The 18368-nt window shown below is 67.2% G+C and carries 17 protein-coding genes; 10 read left to right on the forward strand and 7 right to left on the reverse strand.

Going from position 1 to position 18368, the window contains the following annotated elements; genetic code table 11:
• Positions 1 to 21: 21 nt before the first annotated feature.
• Together NP511_RS01705 and NP511_RS01710 are read right to left on the reverse strand one after the other, a co-directional pair.
• The gene (locus NP511_RS01705) at positions 22 to 462 is read right to left on the reverse strand and encodes a universal stress protein (protein ID WP_049964549.1); all 441 of its coding nucleotides are present in this window, start codon (positions 460 to 462) and stop codon (positions 22 to 24) included.
• Positions 463 to 554: 92 nt separating this feature from the next.
• Positions 555 to 1562 (reverse strand): mechanosensitive ion channel family protein, encoded by a 1008-nt coding sequence (locus tag NP511_RS01710; RefSeq protein WP_049964155.1) that lies wholly within the window; start codon positions 1560 to 1562, stop codon positions 555 to 557.
• Between the two features lie 139 nt (positions 1563 to 1701).
• On the opposite strand from NP511_RS01710, the gene trmB reads away from it, so the two are divergent.
• From trmB to NP511_RS01745, 7 genes are all read left to right on the forward strand, one after another.
• Positions 1702 to 2766, forward strand: a complete 1065-nt coding sequence (trmB, locus tag NP511_RS01715) for an HTH-type sugar sensing transcriptional regulator TrmB (protein ID WP_006648674.1) — start codon at positions 1702 to 1704, stop codon at positions 2764 to 2766.
• Between the two features lie 280 nt (positions 2767 to 3046).
• Complete coding sequence (locus NP511_RS01720; RefSeq protein WP_049964156.1) at positions 3047 to 4510, forward strand: extracellular solute-binding protein; 1464 nt, start codon at positions 3047 to 3049, stop codon at positions 4508 to 4510.
• Positions 4500 to 5537: a carbohydrate ABC transporter permease gene (locus NP511_RS01725; RefSeq protein ID WP_049964157.1), complete on the forward strand. Its 1038-nt coding sequence runs from the start codon at positions 4500 to 4502 to the stop codon at positions 5535 to 5537. Before NP511_RS01720 ends, NP511_RS01725 begins: the two co-directional genes overlap by 11 nt.
• Entirely contained in the window at positions 5537 to 6595 is a 1059-nt protein-coding gene (locus NP511_RS01730; protein ID WP_006648677.1) for a carbohydrate ABC transporter permease, read from the forward strand. The genes NP511_RS01725 and NP511_RS01730 overlap by 1 nt, the downstream gene beginning before the upstream one ends.
• A 4-nt stretch (positions 6596 to 6599) precedes the next feature.
• On the forward strand, positions 6600 to 7787 hold the full coding sequence (locus tag NP511_RS01735) for an ABC transporter ATP-binding protein (protein WP_049964158.1): 1188 nt from the start codon (positions 6600 to 6602) through the stop codon (positions 7785 to 7787).
• Between the two features lie 132 nt (positions 7788 to 7919).
• Positions 7920 to 8999, forward strand: a complete 1080-nt coding sequence (locus tag NP511_RS01740; protein ID WP_049964159.1) for a Gfo/Idh/MocA family protein — start codon at positions 7920 to 7922, stop codon at positions 8997 to 8999.
• Positions 9000 to 9084: 85 nt separating this feature from the next.
• Positions 9085 to 10053: a sugar phosphate isomerase/epimerase family protein gene (locus NP511_RS01745; RefSeq protein ID WP_049964160.1), complete on the forward strand. Its 969-nt coding sequence runs from the start codon at positions 9085 to 9087 to the stop codon at positions 10051 to 10053.
• A 25-nt stretch (positions 10054 to 10078) separates the two neighbouring features.
• Here NP511_RS01745 and NP511_RS01750 read toward each other — a convergent pair whose 3' ends face one another.
• Both NP511_RS01750 and NP511_RS01755 read right to left on the reverse strand, forming a co-directional pair.
• Entirely contained in the window at positions 10079 to 10366 is a 288-nt protein-coding gene (locus NP511_RS01750; protein ID WP_049964161.1) for a HalOD1 output domain-containing protein, read from the reverse strand.
• 159 nt (positions 10367 to 10525) lie between these two features.
• The gene (locus NP511_RS01755) at positions 10526 to 11929 is read right to left on the reverse strand and encodes a cryptochrome/photolyase family protein (protein WP_049964162.1); all 1404 of its coding nucleotides are present in this window, start codon (positions 11927 to 11929) and stop codon (positions 10526 to 10528) included.
• Positions 11930 to 12233: 304 nt separating this feature from the next.
• Between NP511_RS01755 and NP511_RS01760 the strand changes: the two genes are divergently transcribed.
• The 3 genes from NP511_RS01760 to NP511_RS01770 all read left to right on the forward strand — a co-directional run bounded on the left by NP511_RS01760 (position 12234) and on the right by NP511_RS01770 (position 14848).
• Complete coding sequence (locus tag NP511_RS01760) at positions 12234 to 13394, forward strand: tubulin/FtsZ family protein (RefSeq protein WP_006648684.1); 1161 nt, start codon at positions 12234 to 12236, stop codon at positions 13392 to 13394.
• Between the two features lie 128 nt (positions 13395 to 13522).
• The gene (locus NP511_RS01765) at positions 13523 to 14536 is read left to right on the forward strand and encodes an MBL fold metallo-hydrolase (protein WP_049964163.1); all 1014 of its coding nucleotides are present in this window, start codon (positions 13523 to 13525) and stop codon (positions 14534 to 14536) included.
• A 123-nt stretch (positions 14537 to 14659) separates the two neighbouring features.
• Positions 14660 to 14848: a hypothetical protein gene (locus NP511_RS01770; protein ID WP_006648686.1), complete on the forward strand. Its 189-nt coding sequence runs from the start codon at positions 14660 to 14662 to the stop codon at positions 14846 to 14848.
• Between the two features lie 39 nt (positions 14849 to 14887).
• Here the strand turns inward: NP511_RS01770 and NP511_RS01775 are convergent, their stop codons facing one another.
• The 3 genes from NP511_RS01775 to NP511_RS01785 form a co-directional block, all read right to left on the reverse strand.
• Entirely contained in the window at positions 14888 to 15595 is a 708-nt protein-coding gene (locus NP511_RS01775; RefSeq protein WP_049964164.1) for a 6-hydroxymethylpterin diphosphokinase MptE-like protein, read from the reverse strand.
• Between the two features lie 188 nt (positions 15596 to 15783).
• On the reverse strand, positions 15784 to 16977 hold the full coding sequence (folP, locus tag NP511_RS01780) for a dihydropteroate synthase (RefSeq protein ID WP_049964165.1): 1194 nt from the start codon (positions 16975 to 16977) through the stop codon (positions 15784 to 15786).
• 50 nt (positions 16978 to 17027) lie between these two features.
• Positions 17028 to 18242, reverse strand: a complete 1215-nt coding sequence (locus tag NP511_RS01785) for an AMP-binding protein (RefSeq protein WP_049964166.1) — start codon at positions 18240 to 18242, stop codon at positions 17028 to 17030.
• Positions 18243 to 18368: the final 126 nt, after the last annotated feature.

The raw sequence follows: 18368 nt of genomic DNA on the forward strand, positions 1-18368 counted from the left end.
ACGAACCGTTGTACGTCCGGGCTACTCCTCGCCGGCGTTCCGAACGACGAACACCGGGATCGAAGCGTTGTCGACGACCCGCTCGGAGACGCTGCCCAGCGATGTCACCTTCTCGCGGGGGCTCTTGCCCCGAGTTCCGATGACGATCAGATCGATCCCCTGCTCCTCGGCGTACTCGAGGATCGTCTTCGACGGGGTCCCCTGTCGGATCTCGGCGACGGTTTCGAGGCCCTCGTCCGTCGCGCGTTCCTCGACGGCGGCGACGGCCTCCTCACCCTCCGTCTCGAGCGAGCGCTCGAGGTCGGTACTGGTCTCGTCGTCGGCGGCCGCGGTGACGCGACTGTCGACGACGTAGAGACCGTGAACCGTCGCGTCGTTGTCGGCGGCGATCGGCAGTGCGTGTGCGAGCGTCTCGGGAATCGTGTCGCTCCCGTCGGTGGGAACGAGAATGTCGTCGTACATCGTCGAGTGACTGTCGACTTGGATCGGGGAGGGCATAAATCACCCCCACGATACCGGGAGCCGGATCCGGACCGAAACCGACCCCCGAGGCGTCACCGATCGGCCGGGTCCGCGGGGCTGTCGCCGGCTTCGGCCGGGGCATCCGGGGCCCGTCGCTCGCTGTCGATGACGCCGACGCGTGCGACGCCGCTGGTGTCGTCGAAGACGTGATGGCGATGCGGGTAGGCGAACTCGACGTCGAGATCCGCGAACCGCTCGCCGATGGCGTCCTGGACCGCCGATCGGACGACGAGTTGCTTGTAGGGGTGTTTCATCCAGAACAACAGTTTGAGGGAGACGCCATGCTTGCCGTACTCGTCGACGTAACAGGACGGCGCTGCGGCGTAGCGGGCGCTGCCGATCCGGATATCGGGGCCGCCGGAGATGACGTCGTCGACGTTCCGAGCGGCCCGCTCGGCGGCCCGGCGCGCCGCCTCGAGGTCGCTCTCGTAGGTGATATCGAAGCCGACGGAAACGCGGGTCCGCTCGTCCTCGGCGGAGTAGTTGACGACGTCGCGGGCGTGAATCTCGGAGTTGGGGATGACGATGAAAGTGTTCTGCAGGGTGAAGATCTTCGTGTAGCGGATCGTGATGTCCTCGACGAAGCCGCGGTGGCCGGCGTCGGTCACTTCGATCATGTCGCCGATCTCGTAGGGTCGATCCGCCAGCACGTAGAGGCCGTTGATCAGGCTGCCCGCGATCGGCGCGAGGACGATCGCGATCACGGCCGAGATGACGGTCACCGACAGGAGGATCTCGGTGTTGCCGACGCCGATGATTCCGGCGGCGATGCCGGCCGCCCAGAGGAAGACGGCGAGCCTGACGCCGCGAAGCACCGTCCGGGTGACGCTGGGCCGTTCGATGCGGCGGGCGACCGTCCGCCCGGCGATCCGGACGGCGAGCTTCGAGAGATACCAGCCGACGACGAGAACGACGAGCGCGAGGCCGATCTCGATCGCTCGCGGCGGGACCATATCCGGGAGGAACGCCTGAAGCTCCTCGGCTGCCGTGGTGCTGTTCTCGGCCGCCGTACTCTCGTTCCCCTGGAGGACCGCGCGCATACCAACACGCTCAGGTGCGGTGTGGTTAAGCGTTCTGACCCTCTCTCCGTGCGACCGATTTACAAATAACCCGATTTCGAAAACGCGTGCTACTCGATGTATAATAAATCATTTAATCACTGGGGGCATAGGAGCCGGTATGGCACCAGACGAGCTTCGCTCGACCGTCGAGCGCGTCGGGGACCGGTTCAACCTCGGCGAGTACGAGATCGACGCCTATCTCACCGTGTTAGAGCAGGGCCAGCTGACGGCCAGCGAGATCGCCGACCGGACGGAGATCCCCCAGCCTCGAGTCTACGATACCGTGCGCAGTCTCAGCGACCGCGGACTCGTCGAACTGCGCGAGTCCCGCCCGATGAAAGTCGTCGCGCTCGATCCCGGCGAGGCCTTCGACGACGTCCAGACCTCCCTCGAGCGGATGGTCGACGAACTCGAGGCCCGATACACCGCGCCGGCCCGCGACACCGAGGCCGTCTCCCTGGTCAAGTCCCGATCGACGATCCTGCGCTACCTCGAGGAGGTCATCGACGCCGCGGAGTTCGAACTCGCGCTGTCGCTGACGCCGGACCTGCTGACCCGGTTCGAGGAGGACTTGCGCGCGGCCGTCGACGCCGGCGTCAGCGTCGACCTGATCGTGACACCGGCCAGCGAAGCGCCCGACCCCGCCGAGTTCGCCTACGGTGAGGTCGCCTCGACCGCCCGCGCGCGACGCGGGATCACGACACCGGTACTCGCCGTCGCCGACGGCAACTACTCCGTCTACGCGACCCAGGACGCCCTGCGCGACGATCAGGACCGATACGGCGTCATCTTCAACCGCTCGGCGCTTGGCTTTTTGGTCTCGGGCTTTTTCGGAACCGTCCTCTGGACGACCGCCGAGGAGACGCTCGGCGAGGACGACACCGCGCGGTCGTACCCCCGCAAGTACGCCTCGATCCGCCGGTGTGTCAAGGACCTCATCGACGAGGGCGGGGAGTTCTACGCAACGATCGAGGGTCGGGACGTCGATGTCGGCGGCCAGCGGGTCGTCCGCGGTCGGGTTCTCGATATCTCCTTCGAGATCAGCGAGGAAGTCGCGAGCCTCACGATCGAGACGGCCGACGGCGAGGAACTCTCGGTCGGCGGTCGCGTCGCCGCGCTCGAGGACATCGAGGCCCACGAGATCCACATCGGCCGGGACGAGCCGCCGACGCTCGACGACTGAGCGGTGTGAAAGCGGTCGCCGGCCGGCCGGCGCCGGTCCGCTCGCGTTCGGAGTCGATCGCCCTGGATCCGACGCCCACGGTCGAATACGCTCGGCCGGCACCTGCCGACCGTCGCCTCGAAATCGGCGACTAGACGCCGCCCTGCGAGCCGCCCGAAACCGGCTCGACCGTGGCTCGTACGCCCGCGTCCGCGTAACGGAACCGTTATCGGGACAGTCAGCTTTTATTATCATATTTACAGCTAACAATTAAGGTGGTGACCGTGGTCCGTCCCCTCGCATGGGACGAGATACCACCGGCGGGGACGACCGCTTCAGCGCCGGACGGCGGTCGTTCCTGACCGGGACGGCGGCCGCGACGGCGGGAGCCGTGGGGGTCGCCGGCTGCCTCAGTCGGGGCCCGGGCCCGAACACCGTCGTGATGACCGCCGATTCGGGCGTCGCGGGGATCATCCAGGGCGACGGCGACGGGCCGTCGGTCCAGCAAGCGCTCTGGGATGCGGGACTGAACGAGGACATCAACATCGAGATCCAGACCGTCGTCAGCGACTCCGCGTCACGGATGCAGACCGCCCAGTCGGCCCTCGAGGCGGGTCGAGCCCCGCCGGACATCCACATGATGGACAGCGGCTGGACGGTCCCGTTTATCCTCCGAAACCAGACGGTCAACCTGACCGAAGAGCTGTCCGAGGACGTCCTCGAGCGGGTCAACAGCGACTATCTCGAGGCGATCCTCGAGACGGCGCGGGACCCCCAGACCGGTGATCTCCACGCGCTGCCGCTGTTCCCTGATCTGGGTTTTACCCTGTACCGCCAGGACCTGCTCGAGGACGCCGGCTACGATACGAGCGGCTGGGGGACCGACCCGCCCCGCTGGGAGGAGTTCGCGTCGGCGGTCCGTGACGCGCGAGACGGGGCCGGCCTCGACTACGGGTTCACGACGCAGGCGGCCGCGTACGAGGGGCTGTCCTGTTGTACGTTTAACGAGGTGATGACCTCCTGGGGCGGGGCCTACTTCGGCGGCACCGACAACCTGTTTACCGCCGGCGAGCGGCCGATTGCGGTCGACGAAGAGCCGGTGATCGACGCGATCCGGATGATGCGATCGTTCATCGAGGGCGAGCAAAGCAGTGCCGACCAGTTCGCACAGATCTGCCCGTCGGCGGTCGTCCAGTGGACCGAACAGCAGTCGCTCAGTCCGTTCGCGGACGGGAGCGCCGTCTCGAACCGGAACTGGTCGTTCGCGATCGCACAGACGGGCACGGAGGAGGCCTTCGGCGAGGATTTGGGCGTGATGACCCGGCCGTACGCGGTCTCGGAGTCCAACGCCGAGTACCAAGGTACCGGCGGCACCACGGCGGCACTTGGCGGCTGGAACCTCGCCGTGAGCCCGTTCTCGGATCGGCAGGCGGAGGCACTGCAGGTCCTCGAGGCGTTCGCCACCGAGGAGGTCATGCTCGCGGTGTTCGAACTCGGGGGGTATCTCCCCCCGAACCTCGATCTGGTCGCGGAGGCGGACCCGGACGACGTCGGCCCTGTCGCTCGCTACGCCGACGTGGTCCAGTTGGCCAGCGAGAACGCGATCCCGCGACCGGCGACCGACCTCTGGCCCGAGCAGTCCGCGCTGATCTATCAGTCGGTAAACGCGGCCTATCGCGGCGTGCAATCGCCCGAGGCGGCGATGAACGATCTCGCCGAGGAACTCGAGCAGAGCGAGGCGGAGGTGGCTACCGATGGCGACTGACACAGAGACGGACGGGATCGGCGACACCGGACGGCGCCAAGACCGGGAGCGGACCGGCAATGCCGTCGTCAACTGGATGGAGGGACTGAGCGAGGCGGCGTACGCGTACCTGCTGTTATTGCCGGCGTTCGCGCTGTTGACGCTGGTCGCGTTCTACCCGATGCTCCGGACGTTCGTCATGTCGCTGCGCGCCGATCAGACGCGAGGGCTGGACCCGCTTGGCGGGTTCGTCGGCATCGAGAACTACGTCGACATCCTCACGGGGAACGCACGGCTGGCCCGGCAGTTCCTCGACGTGGGACTGACCTCGTCGTTTCCCTTCGTCGAACTCGGGACCCCGTTCTTCCAGCAGGCGTTGTTCGTCACGCTCGCGTTCGCGGTCATCAGCGTCGTCATGGAGACGGTGATCGGGTTCGGACAGGCCTACGTCCTCGATCAGGACTTCCGGGGACGACGGTGGGTCCGCGTGGCGATCATCCTCCCGTGGGCGGTGCCGATCGTCATCCAGGGAATGATCTTCTTTCTCCTCTTTCAGCCGACGGTCGGATTCGGCTCCGACCTCATGCAGAGCCTGGGAATCTTCAGCGCGACGCCGCTTGCCAACAGCCGCGACGCCTTCATCATCATCCTCGTGGCCGACATCTGGAAGTCGTCGGCCTTTATGGCCCTGCTGATCCTCGCGGGGCTACAAAGCGTCGACCGCAGCCTGTACGATGTCGCGCGCGTGGCCGGGGCCTCGCCATGGCAGCGGTTCAAACTCATCACGCTCCCGCTGGTGATGCCGGCTCTGCTCGTCGCAATGTTGTTCCGAACGATGGACGCGATGCGGGTGTTCGGACTGATCGAGTCGACGGCCGGCTGTACGACGGTGCCGTCGCTGACCTGCCTCGTCGTCGAGGCGATGTTCGGCGGCACGCGCATCTACGCGACCGCCGCCGCCGTGGCCTTCGGGACGGCGCTGGTCATCGGCCTGATCATCGGCATCTACCTGCTGCTGTTTCGCGACACCGAAGGAGGGATGTACTGATGTCCGATCCACGAGACACCACCGATCCAAGCGGCATCGACGAGTCGGGAGCCGATCCGCCACGCGATCCGACGCTTCGCCGCCCCGACGGCGGCACACCTGCGAGCGGGTCCGACGACGCCTCGATCCTCAAAGACGGCCGGGACGCGGAACTCGACCGGGGCCCGTTTCAGCAGTGGGTCGCCGATTCCATCGAGAACCCGGACCGGGTCTACCGGGCGATGTTCTACGTCGCCGCGGTCTTTTTCCTCTTTACGACGCTGTTTCCCTTCTACTGGCTGCTCATGGTCGCGCTGACGCCGGAGGGACAGCTCCAGAACATCGTCTTCACGCCGAACGGCTTCAACCCCGGCGCGTTCGTCGAAGTGTTCCAGGTCATCCCCTTCCACGTCTACATGTTCAACAGCTTCGTGATCGCGCTTGCCTCGACGGCCGTCGTCCTCGTCGTCGCCAGCCTCGCCGGCTACGCGTTCGGCCGCCTCGAGTTCCCCGGCCGAACGCCGCTGATGCTGTTAGTGCTGGTGATCTCCTTTTTCCCGCCGGCGGCCTTCTTCATCCCGCTGAACGACCTGTTCAACACCTCCTTTTTCTTCCTCGAGCCGATCACCGGCGACGGGACCCTCTACAACACGCCCTTTGCCCTCGTGACGCCACTGTCGGCGATCTTCATGCCGCTGGCGATCTTCATCCTCACGACCTTCTACGGACAGATCCCCGACGGGCTAGAGGACGCGGCCCGGGTCGAGGGGACGACGCGACTCGGCGCGCTGTTCCGGGTCATCATCCCGCTGTCGGCCCCCGGCGTCGCGACCGCGGGCGTGTTGACGTTCATCGCAACCTACAACGAGTTCTTCTTCTCGTTCCTGATGACCGACGGCCAGCCGGAGAACTGGGCACCGATCCTCGACGGCATTCTGGCCTATCAGGGCCAGTACCAGGTCCTGTACCACCTCATGGCCGCCGCGAGCATCCTCGGGGTGATCCCCGTCGCGATCCTCGTGGTCATCGCACAGGAAAAGATCGTGAGCGGACTGACCGCGGGCGCACTCAAAGAGTAACACAATGGCACGAGTACGACTCGAGAACATCACGAAACGGTACGGTGAGGAAACGGCGGTCGACGACATCAGCCTCGAGGTCGAGGACGGCGAGTTCGTCACTTTCGTCGGCCCCTCGGGCTGTGGGAAGTCGACGACGATGGAGACGGTCGCGGGGCTGACCCAGCCCACCGAGGGACGGGTCTACATCGGCGACGACGAGGTCACCGACCTCGCCCCGAAGGACCGGGGGGTCGCGATGGTCTTCCAGAACATCGCCCTGTTCCCCCACATGGACGTCTACGAGAACATCTCCTTCGGGCTCCGGCTCCGGAAATACGACGACGAGGAGGTCCGCCGTCGCGTCGAGGAAGCGGCCGATATCGTCCAGCTCGAGGGGATGCTCGATCGGATGCCCTCGGAGATGTCCGGTGGCCAGCAACAGCGGGTCGGCATCGCCCGCGCAATCGTGCGCAACCCCGACGTGTTCCTGATGGACGAGCCGCTTGCCAACCTCGACGCGAAGCTGCGGGTCCACATGCGGACTGAACTCCAGCGGCTCCATCGGGAGCTGGACGCGACGGTCATCTACGTCACCCACGATCAGGCGGAGGCGATGACGATGTCCAACCGGATCGCCGTCCTGAACGACGGCCGACTCCAGCAGATCGCCGCACCGCTTACCTGTTACAACGAACCCACGAACCTCTTCGTCGCCGGCTTCATCGGCTCACCCTCGATGAACTTCGTCGAGGGAACGCTCGTCGAGGACGGTCTCGAGACGAACAACTTCACCGTCGACCTCGATCCCTCGCAGCTGTCGGAAGTCGGCGTCGGCGACGCCGTTACCCTCGGTGTCAGACCGGAGGACGTCCACTTGACCCGGTACGCCGACTCGCTGACCGACTCGACCGATCGGATCGGGGCCCGGACCGACGTCCTCGAGCCGATGGGCGACGAGGTCTTCGTCTACCTGTTGCTCTCCGAGGCCGCGGCCGGGTCGATGGAACAGGACCCCGCTACCTCGCCAAATCAGTTGCTGATGAGCGTTACCCCCGATACGGAGATCGAGGCGGGCGAAGACGTCGACGTCGTGTTGGACCGTTCGAAGATCCACCTCTTCGAGACGGCCTCCGGTGACGCCTTGCTCCACGGGTTGACGGACCGATCGGGACGGGAACCGGGGACGACACCGACGGAAGCCGACACCTGATCGGCCCCGCCGATCCGACTCCACCCACTCGTCGTTTGGCGACGGATCGAAGGTCTTCGAGCCCCCATATTCGATATAGCGACTATCGGTGTATCAGATCGAGACGAGACGCTCGCAGCGGCCTCCCAGACAATGACACCTGACCGAACTGATATCAAAACCGGCATCGTCGGCCTCGGAAACATCGGCCAGTACCACGCAGAGCGACTCGTCGACCTCGGCGTCCCGCTGGTCGGTGGCATGGACGTCGCTGCTGAGGCCCGGACACGGTTCGCCCGGCGATACGACGTCGACGTTTACGACGACCACCGGGCGTTATACGACGGCGTCGACGCCGTCATCATCACGACCCCGAACAAGTACCACGAGGAGTACGCCGTCGACGCGTTCGAACGCGGGTTACACGTCCTCCTCGAGAAGCCACTGGCCCACTCGATCGACAGCGCCAAGCGGATCGCCGAGGCCGCGGCGGCCTCGGACGGGGTCGGCATGGTCGGGTTCAACAACCGCTTTGCGAACACGGTCCGGATCGTCAAAAACCGCATCGAACGGGGGGATCTCGGCGACGTCTCACATATCGAGGCGAACTACGTTCGGCGACGCGGCATCCCCGGACGGGGGTCGTGGTTCACCCGCCGACAGATCGCCGGCGGCGGTGCGTTGATCGATCTCGGCGTCCACGCGATCGATCTCGCACTGTACCTGCTCGAGTATCCCGCAGTCGAGGAGGTGACCGGCGTCTCGCGCGGGGTGTTCGGCTCCCGCGAGGAGTACGCCTACCTCGATATGTGGGCCGAGGACGCCGGACCGGGCGGGTTCGACGTCGACGACTCCGCCAGCGCGTTCATCCGCTGTGGGGACAACCGGACCATCTCGCTCGAGGTCGCGTGGGCGACCAACCGGCCGGCCACCCACGAGTTCGTCGCCCGGGGAACCGACGCGGCCGCCCGCTTCGACCTCCTCGAGGGCGATCTCAGCGTCCACTCCGCGAGCAATGTCGGCCCCGACCACCTCGAGGACACGACGATCGAAACGCGGCAGAACGACACCCACTCGGACGAACAGCGGGCGTTCTTCGGCCGGATAGTCGGGGACGGCGATGCGGTGGGCACGTGTGCCGACAGCGTTCAGGAAGCGTTGACGGTCCAGCGGCTCGTCGACGGGATCTACCGCTCGAGCGAGGAGGGACGGACGGTCAGGATCGACGAGTGAAAAGGACCCACAGCCCAGCGGCGAGCGACCGGCCGCCATCGGCTGCCTGCCCTCGTTTTATCCCCGCGGCCGTGGTCGCTGACCTATGCAGATCGGCGTCCACACCCCGCCGCTGGCCGACGAACAACTCGAGAGTGCGCTACCTTATCTCGACGACCTCGGCGTCGACGCGATCGAACCCGGCGTCGGCGGCCACCCGGGGCAGGATCACCTCGTCCGGTCCGAGTACCTCGACGACGAGACCGCACAGGCCGAGTTGGGGGACCTTCTCGAGGAGTGTGACATGGAGATCAGTGCGCTCGCGACCCACAACAACCCGCTCCACCCCGACGACGAGCGGGCCGCCGAGGCCGACACCGAACTCCGGGAGGCGATCCGGCTGGCCGCCCAGCTCGAGGTCGACGCCGTCACCTGTTTCTCGGGGCTGCCCGCGGGCGGCCCCGACGACGAGGTTCCCAACTGGATCACCGCGCCGTGGCCACCCGAACACGCCGACGCGCTCGAGTACCAGTGGGGACGGGCGATCGACTACTGGGGCGAGATCGCCGACGACGCGGCCGATCACGGGGTCGACGTCGCGATCGAGATGCATCCGAACATGTTGATCTACGAACCCCACGGGCTGGCACGGCTCCGCGAGGAGACCGGCGAGCGGATCGGGGCGAATTTCGATCCATCCCACCTCTACTGGCAGGGAATCACCATCACCGACGCGATCCGCTATCTGGGCGAGCGCGACGCGATCCACCACGTCCACGCCAAGGACACCAAGATCTACGACGCGCAGGCCCGCGAGAAAGGGGTGCTGGACACGACCGCCTACGACGACGAACCGAACCGATCGTGGCTCTTCCGGTCGGTCGGCTACGGGCACGGCGAGGCCCACTGGAAGGATATCGTCTCGGCGCTCCGGCTGGTCGGCTACGACGGCACCCTAAGCATCGAACACGAGGACTCGCTGACGAGTTCACGGGAGGGCCTCGAGAAGGCGATCGAACTGCTCGATCGAGCGGTCTTCGAGACACAGCCGGGCGAGGCCTACTGGGCCGACTGAGGCGACTTACTCCTCGATGGCCCGGCTAACCGACTCGTCGGCGGCCCCGATCGCGGACCTCGACGCCATCGGCGCGAACGACGATCTCGTAGCCCTCGTACTCGAGGGAGACCACCGCGTTGCTTTCGGTTCCCGCGGCGGTTCGGAACAGTTCGTCGAGCGCCTCCGGGTTGACCGCGGTAAACAGCGGCTCGTAGGCCGGGGGCTCGATCTCGGTGACGTCGACGCCTTCGTGCGCGGCGATCGCCTCGATGATCGCCTGAGAGGGCGGCACCTCTCCATTCGGCGTCGACGGTTCGTCCGGAGAGGACATACTAGCCGCTAAGAGAGTCCGCCGGATAAGGGTGGTGGCAAACGTGGACTTTGATGCCTATAGGTAATACCTTCGTATCGGCTCAGTCATTAGAAGGGGCAGGTGCCGTTGATCGGTCGCCGACGGCGACGGGACGCGATCGGACGGCTGGGTCGACGGCTACGAGTCGTCGCGTGCCCGCTCGAACATCGCGATCGCCTGCTCGCGGCGGGCCGCGTGGTCGACGATCGGGGCCGGGTAGTCGGGGGCGATTCGCTTTCGCTCCGCATCGGACAGTTCGTGCCAGCCGTGGATCTCCGCGGGGCTCGCGTCGGCGAATTCGGGGACGTACTCGCGGATATACTCGGCATCGGGGTCGTACTCGCGGCCCTGTTTCATCGGGTTGAACACCCGGAAGTACGGCTGGGCGTCAGTGCCGGTCGAGGCCGCCCACTGCCAGCCGCCGACGTCGTTTGCGGTGTCGTGGTCGGCCAACTTCCGACGGAACCAGTCGTAGCCGGCCCGCCAGTCGAGCAGGAGGTCCTTGGTCAGAAACGAGGCCACGAGCATCCGCACGCGGTTGTGCATCCATCCCTCGGCTTGGAGTTGGCGCATCCCCGCGTCGACGATCGGACACCCCGTCTCGCCGGCCTGCCACGCGGCGAGCGCGTCGGGATCGTCGTGCCACTCGATGTCGTTCTCGTAGCCACTGAAATCCTCGGTGACGGTTTCGGGATTGAACGCGAGGACGTGGGCGTAGAACTCCCGCCAGGCGAGCTGGCGCTGGAACTCGCGGACGCTCTCGCGGTCGTCGTCGCTCTCGGCTCGCTCGGCTGCCCGCTCGGTCGCCGCGTACAGCTCCCGCGGGCCGATCGTCCCCCACTTCAGCTGCGGCGAGAGCCGCGACGTGCCGCTCTCGGCCGGGTAATCGCGCCGGTCCGCGTAGTCGTAGATCGGCCCCGAACAGAAGTCGGCGACCCGCTCTCGAGCCGCCGCCGTCGTCACCGTCGGCGGCGTCGCCTCGGGTTCGTCGAATCCGAGGTCCGAAAGCGTCGGGATCGGCTCGCCCGAGACGGCCGCGAGGTCGTCCGCATCCGGTTCGACCGCGGGCTCGCGTTTGTCCCGGTCGCGCCACTTCTTCCAGAAGTAGGAAAACACCGAGTAGTGATCGCCCTGATTGGGCGTGATCGAGCCCGGTTCGTGATGGATCGCGTCGTGGAGCGACTCGGCGGCGATGCCCTCGTCCTCGAGGGCCGCCCGGACCGCCCGGTCGCGCTCGCGTGCGAGCCCGCTGTAGTCCTCGTTCCAGACGACCGTCGTCGCGTCGTACTCGGCCGCGACCTCGGGAACGGCCGCGCTCGCCTCGCCGCGGACGACGAGCAGATCGCTCCCGCGATCTCGGTACTGCGACCGCAGATCCTCGAGGGCCTCGAGCAACGTCGCGACCCGGACGGGCGAGGCGTGGTCGAGGACCGTCGGATCGAGGACGAACAGCGGAACGACCGACTCGTCGGCGGCCGCGGCGCGTGCCAGTCCGCGGTTGTCGTCGGGCCGGAGATCCCGGCGATGCCAGAAGACGTTCACGGTCGCAGTCGGGGCTCGAGGACCGAAAGCGTGGGGATGGCGGCGACGTGGTCGCGGCCTTTCTCCACGAGATCGATCGGCGATCCGAACGGTCACGAATTGATGATAGTAATCGATCGCTGAACGTGTTCACTAACGAAGGGTAGCGGTTCGATGACTGTCTTTTCCTCAGGTATATGTCGGCCATAACAATGCCCGATGCTGTCGACGCTCGATTCGTGGAACCCGTTCCCATTCCGGTCGCGGCGGCCGATCCCGAGTGATCGGTCGCGGCCGCGCCGGGGAACGGCCACGACAGACAGCTATGAAACTCGCACTCATCGGCTTCGGTCAGGCAGGCGGGAAGGTCGTCGACGAGTTCCTGGCGTTCGACGAGCGGACCGGCGGCGGCTTCGTCGAGTCCGCAATCGCGGTCAATTCCGCGACGACGGACCTGAAAGGGCTCGAGCGCGTCCCGGAACGGAACCGCGTCCTCGTCGGACAGGCCCGGGTGAAAGGCCACGGCGTCGGCGCGGACAACGAACTCGGTGCCGAAATCGCCGAGGCGGACATCGACGAGATACAGGGCGCGATCGATCGGATTCCGGTCCACGAAATCGACGCCTTCCTCGTCGTCGCTGGCATGGGCGGCGGCACCGGGAGCGGCGGCGCACCGGTCCTCGCGAAACACCTCCGACGGATCTACACCCAACCCGTCTACGGGCTCGGGATCCTCCCCGGGACCGACGAGGGCGGGATCTACACGCTCAACGCGGCCCGGTCGTTCCGCACGTTCGTCGACGAGGTCGACAACCTGCTGGTCTTCGACAACGACGCATGGCGCAGCGCCGGCGAGTCGGTCGCGGGCGGCTACGACCGGATCAACCGCGAGATCGTCGAGCGGTTCGGGCTCCTCTTCGCCGCCGGCGAGATCGACCAGGGCGATCACGTCGCCGAAAGCGTCGTCGACTCCTCGGAGATCATCAACACGCTCTCGGGCGGCGGCGTCTCCACTATCGGGTACGCCAGCGAGACGGTCGAGACCGACGACGGACTGCTCTCGTCGCTGACCGGCGACGATGGATTCGACGAGGGCGCGGCGACCAACCGGCTGACGAGCCTCGTCCGCAAGGCCACGCTCGGCCGGCTGACCCTGCCCTGTGACGTCGCCAGCGCCGACCGCGGGCTGGTCGTCGCCACCGGCCCGCCGAGCCGGCTCAACCGCAAGGGCGTCGAGCGCGGCCGGCAGTGGCTCGAGGACGAGACGGGAAGCATGGAGATCCGCGGTGGCGATTACCCCCTGCCCGACCGGAGCGAGGTCGGGACGATCGTCCTGCTGTCGGGAGTCACCGACGTGCCGCGGATCGACCAGCTCCAGCAGGTCGCCATCGAGGCTCAGGAGACGACCGAGGACGTCCGGGCGCAGGCCGACGAGGCGTTTACGTCCCTGATGGACACCGGCGGGGAACTCGACGCACTATTTTAGTTGTCCGAGGGCCCGCGGCGTTCGTCGACCGTGAACCTGAAGGGAAGCCTCTCACGACCCTACACGGAGACGGTATCGGCCGGCGAACGACGGGGAACTAAGACGCCCGCCGCCCGAGAGTCGCGGGAATGACTGCCGACGAGATCACGCGCATCGACGTTGGCGGGGACGCGCCGGAAGGGACCAACAGTGCGTACCTCGTTGGCGATCGGGCCGTCGTCGACCCCGGACCGCCGACCGACCGCGCGTGGCGCGACCTCCGAGCGGGCCTCGAGCGAACCGGCGTCGAGCCGGCGGCGCTGGAGTACGTCCTCGTGACTCACTGGCACGCGGATCACGCCGGCCTCGCGCCGCGGCTGGCCGCGGCCGCGGACGCGGCGCTGGCGATGGGGGCCGGCGACGCGCCGCTGGTCGCCGACTACGCCGAGGCGCGCGAGCGCCGCCTCGAGCGCGACGCCGCGACGATGGACGCCTGGGGCGTGCCGGCCGACGCCGTCGGCGAGGTCATCGACGGCGACGCCGTCTCGGCGATGCCCGACGAGACGCCCGTCGAGCGACTCGCGGACGGCGACCGGGTCGCGGGGCTCGAGGCGATCGCGACGCCGGGGCACACGCTCGGGCACACCGCCTTCGCCGGCGACGGATTCGTCCTGGTCGGCGACGCCGTCCTGCCGACCACCACGCCGAACGTCGGCGGGAGCGATACCCGGACCCTTCGCCCGACGGCGGTCAACCCGGTCCGGTGCGACGATCCGGCGGCCGGTAGCGCGGCGATCGATCACGACCCACTGGCGGCGTTTCGGCGGACGCTCGAGCGACTCGCTGACCGGTCCGAGCGACTCCTGCCCGGCCACGGCACCGCCGTCGAGTCCGGACGCGTCGCCGAGATCCTGACCCACCACCGGGAGCGCTCCCGTCGGGTGTTCGCGGCGCTCGAACGACGCGGCACTGCGACCCCCTGGGATCTCGCCGGCGACCTGTTCGGCGATCTCGCGGGGATCCACGTCAAGTTCGGGGCCGGCGAGGCGGCGGCACACCTGCGGACCCTCGAGCGGCAGGGACGGGTCGATCGCCTCGAGGGGACGCCCCGTCGCTACCGGCCCGTCGACGGGGAGCCGTCGACCCGCGAGACGGGCGTCTAGGGGCCGATTACCGCCGCGGGAGACCACTGTGGGCCATCGGTTATCGGCCCGGGTCACATCACCGTTCGTGTCAGTTCGGATAATCGGACAATAACGAACTGTGATATGAGTGACCGAACTGCTATGGGTGGACAAGCGGGGAGCGATTCCACGACCGGATCGACCGTACGAAAGACGCTCGAGGCGGTACTGCTCCGGAGCGACGACCGGACGGTAATCGAGGAGTGTCGGCGGTGTGGGACGACGCTCGAGTCGGCCGCGACGTGTCCGGCCTGTGGCTGTGACGACATCGTCGAGTATCGGATTCAGTGACGGCTACGGAGTCCGCGGAAAGCGCCGACGACGGCGTCGTCAGCGGGAGTCGATCGGGAGGGAGGCAGTCTCGATGTCGTCCCGCCGTCCGTCGAGGACGCCGAATCGATCGCCGCGTCGGCCCTCGAGCCAGTAGAGCAGTCGCTCGGCCCACTCGAGTTTGTGCGATTTCACGTCATCGACCGCTGGATCATCGAAGTCCCAGCCGACGAAGACCAGATCGGCGGCCCCGAGGTGATCGGCGAGAAAGGCCGCTCGGTCGCCGTCGGTAAAGCCCCCGAAGTTCCGGACCGGTCCTGTCGGTGCGGCCTGGGTCGTCGGCACGATGGACGCGTGGTCGCAGTTCGGCACGACCTCGCGGATCGCCTCGCGGTTGTCGCCGTGGCCGTGAACCGCGACCGGGACCCCCTGGTGGGTGAGCCGCTCGACGGTCTCGGGGTTCTTGTCGAGGTCGGTCACCATACAGTCGGCGTCGATCCCGCAGCTCGCGAGCGTGTCGACGGCGGTCGATGCGGCGAGGACGACATCGGCCTCGCGCGCCCGCTCGAGGCTCCGATCGTCAGTTAGCGACGGACCGGCCCCCGCGATGGCCACCGTCGCGTCCGGCCCGATCGGGAGTGCCGTCGGCTCGAACGACGTCTCGAGCAGCGATTCCAGCAGGTCGCGACCACGCTCGTCGCCGGCCCGACCGTAGCCGAAGTCCTCGAGAATGGCCTCGTAGACCGGTTCCCACTCGTCGAACTCCATGCGGGTACTCGCGGCGCGACCGGTTTGGACCTTCGGGATACTGCCGGTCGACCCACAGCCGTCGCTGGTCGATGTAGGGCCACAATAATTCCGTGATGTGGGCCGGGGGTCGCCTCCAAAGTACCCCTACCCGGGAGGCCGCCCGGCGTCCACTCTTCCATTTTGAAGCATCCGGTATAAGCTTTCTCTTAACGCAGCAGTTCTGACAGCTTCTCGCCGAGTGTGCCCAAACGGCCGTCACGGGACGCGAGATCCGTTGCAACGCCGGAAACCGACGTCGTCGATCCGACGAGCAGCAGTCGGGCGTCTGACGTGCGTTGGACGACTGCCCCGTGGTCGGCCGCGACCGCCGTCAACCGCTCCCCGGCGTCGACATCGAGCCCGTCGATCTCGAGGAGTTGGGCCTGCCAGTCGTCGGCGAAGTCGGGGTCGATACCGCGCTCTCGGAGCTGGGCCCGGAACTCGGCCGTCGAGTGGACATCCAGTTGCGAGACGTCGATGCCCCCGACCGTCGCGGCCCGTCGCTCGGTGAACGCCTTCCCGATCAGGGCCGCGTCCCGCGTCTCGGCCACGTCGTGGGTCCGGATCACGTGTGCCCCTCGCTCGACGGCCATCGAGGTCGCGGCCAGACTCACCGGCAGTCGTTCCTCGGTCTCGCGGCCGGCGATCTCCCCGAGGAAGTTCTTCCGGTTGATCGAGACCAGCATGGGCCGCTCGAGCGCCCGGAACTCCCGCAGACGCCGGAACGTCTCCTGATCGTCGGCGACCGTCTGGGCCTCGCTCCAGCCGCCGAACGCGGGATCGACGATCGTCTTGTCCGTCAGCCCGTTCTGTTTCAGCGCCTCGTACACCTGGTCGACGTAGTCCGCTCGTTCGGCCCAGTCCGGCGACTTCCGCTCGGCCCAGTCGTTCTCCTCGACCGCGCCGGGGCGCTCGAGGTCCGGCGGACTGGCCATCTTCGCGACCGCGACGTCGTGGTCCTCACAGACGGTCGGCATCTCGGGATCGGCAAAGCCCGCGATGTCGTTGACCATGTCGAACCCCTGCGAGAGCGCCTCGTCGGCGACCTCGGCGTACCGGGTTTCGATGGAGAAGACCGCGTCGCCCGAGACGCGCTCGATCGTCTCGAGCGCGATCGGTAGCCGCTCGAGTTCCTCCTCGGCCGAGAGGACGTCGAAGCGCTTGTTCGCGGACTCGAGACCGATGTCGACGATGTCGGCCCCTTCGCCGATCAGTTCCTCGTCGACGTAGCGGGCCGCGTCGCCGGGGTCGTCGTAGACGCTGGGATCGTAGGGAGACTCCTCGCTGACGTTCAATACGCCCATGATCCGGGGCGGATGGTCGTCACCGATCCCCAGGCCGGCGGCGTCGACGTTGTGCATACCCGGTCTGAGGAAGCGAGGCAAAAAGGTATCGTGGTTCCGGCGAGCCACTATCGGTCCGTGGCGGAACGAACGGGCTTGGCCTCCGTTCGGCGACGGATCACGCCGTCTTCGGAACGCGCCGGGACGCCTGTCCTGACCCAGCGCGTGCCGTCGATCGTCACCGCCCGCTTGTCGGTCAACGAGGGCAGATCGCGGGAGTCGTCCGCGACCGCCGCGCTGGTGACCGCGAGTTCGTCACCGGCCCCCTCGTCGACGACTCGCGCCCGGACCCCGGAGAGGGGGTCGCCGATCGAGCCGGACGCGACGTCGGCCGGCGGTCGCACGTGTGTCAGCCCGGTTTCGGGGAGCCCACACAGCCGAACCGCGTCGCCGGGGTCGCCGGCGTCGCCGTGTTCCGCACTGAACGTCGCCCGCGTCGATTCGACGACGCGGAGTCCGCGGTCGTCGATGCCCCCGTTCGCACGGAGGTCGCGGTACTGATCCGGAGTGATGAACGTCCGATCGGCCTCGGTCGTCACGAGCAACGAGCGCAGCGTCGTCGGATCGGCGGTCGTGATCGGCCGGTATCGCCCGCCGTCGGTAAGCGTCGCGTTCGCGCCGTACATGAACTCGATCGGGTCCGAGAGGGGCACCGCGCTGCGGTGGGACTCGAGTGGGTCGGAGCCGTCGCCGGGAGCGTCCGGCCGAGCGCTTGCGGCCGCGTGCAGGGATGCGTGCGTGTAGACGGCGGCGACGGGCGGGCGCTCGTCGCGATCGACGTAGGCGATCAGCGCTGGGTCCTCGTCCGCTCGCCGCACGACATCGATGCCGGTCCGCGAGTTCGAGCCGTTCATCCCGCCGTTGTCGAGGAAGTCGGCGAACGAGACGCCCATCCGGGTGTCGGAGTCGACGGTCACGGCGACGCGCAGCGATTCGCTGCCCGTCAGGAGGGGCATGATCGGGCTCGAGTCGGTCACGAGCGCCGTCGCCTCGGTGTCACTCAGGACGTGTCGCACGTCTCGGTTCCCGTAGGTCGCGGGGAGCGTGACGGGAACGCAGCCGGCCCTGAGCGCGCCGTAGGCCGCGACGAGAACCGAGCGCGGATCGGCGACGTGAATCGCGACCCGATCGCCGGCCGTGATCTCCCGCTCCCCGAGGCCGCCCGCAAACGAGTCCGTGGCGGTCCAGAGTTGCGAAAACGTCATCGGATCCTCGCAATCGATAGCCGTCGCTCCGGGGTCGTTTCGCATCGCCGATCGGAGTTCGGTTACGAAATTCGTCATCTATCCGAACGGACGCAGTAAATATTCATAAGTATTTACTGCTGGCTAAATTCCTGACCAGACATATGGTTTTAGATGTTTTTAGTGGAGATACGACCCGACATCTACCAGATATGTGGCGACAAT

Origin of the sequence: Natrinema thermotolerans (assembly GCF_031165565.1) — an archaeon.
In the GTDB taxonomy this organism is placed as follows: domain Archaea; phylum Halobacteriota; class Halobacteria; order Halobacteriales; family Natrialbaceae; genus Natrinema; species Natrinema thermotolerans.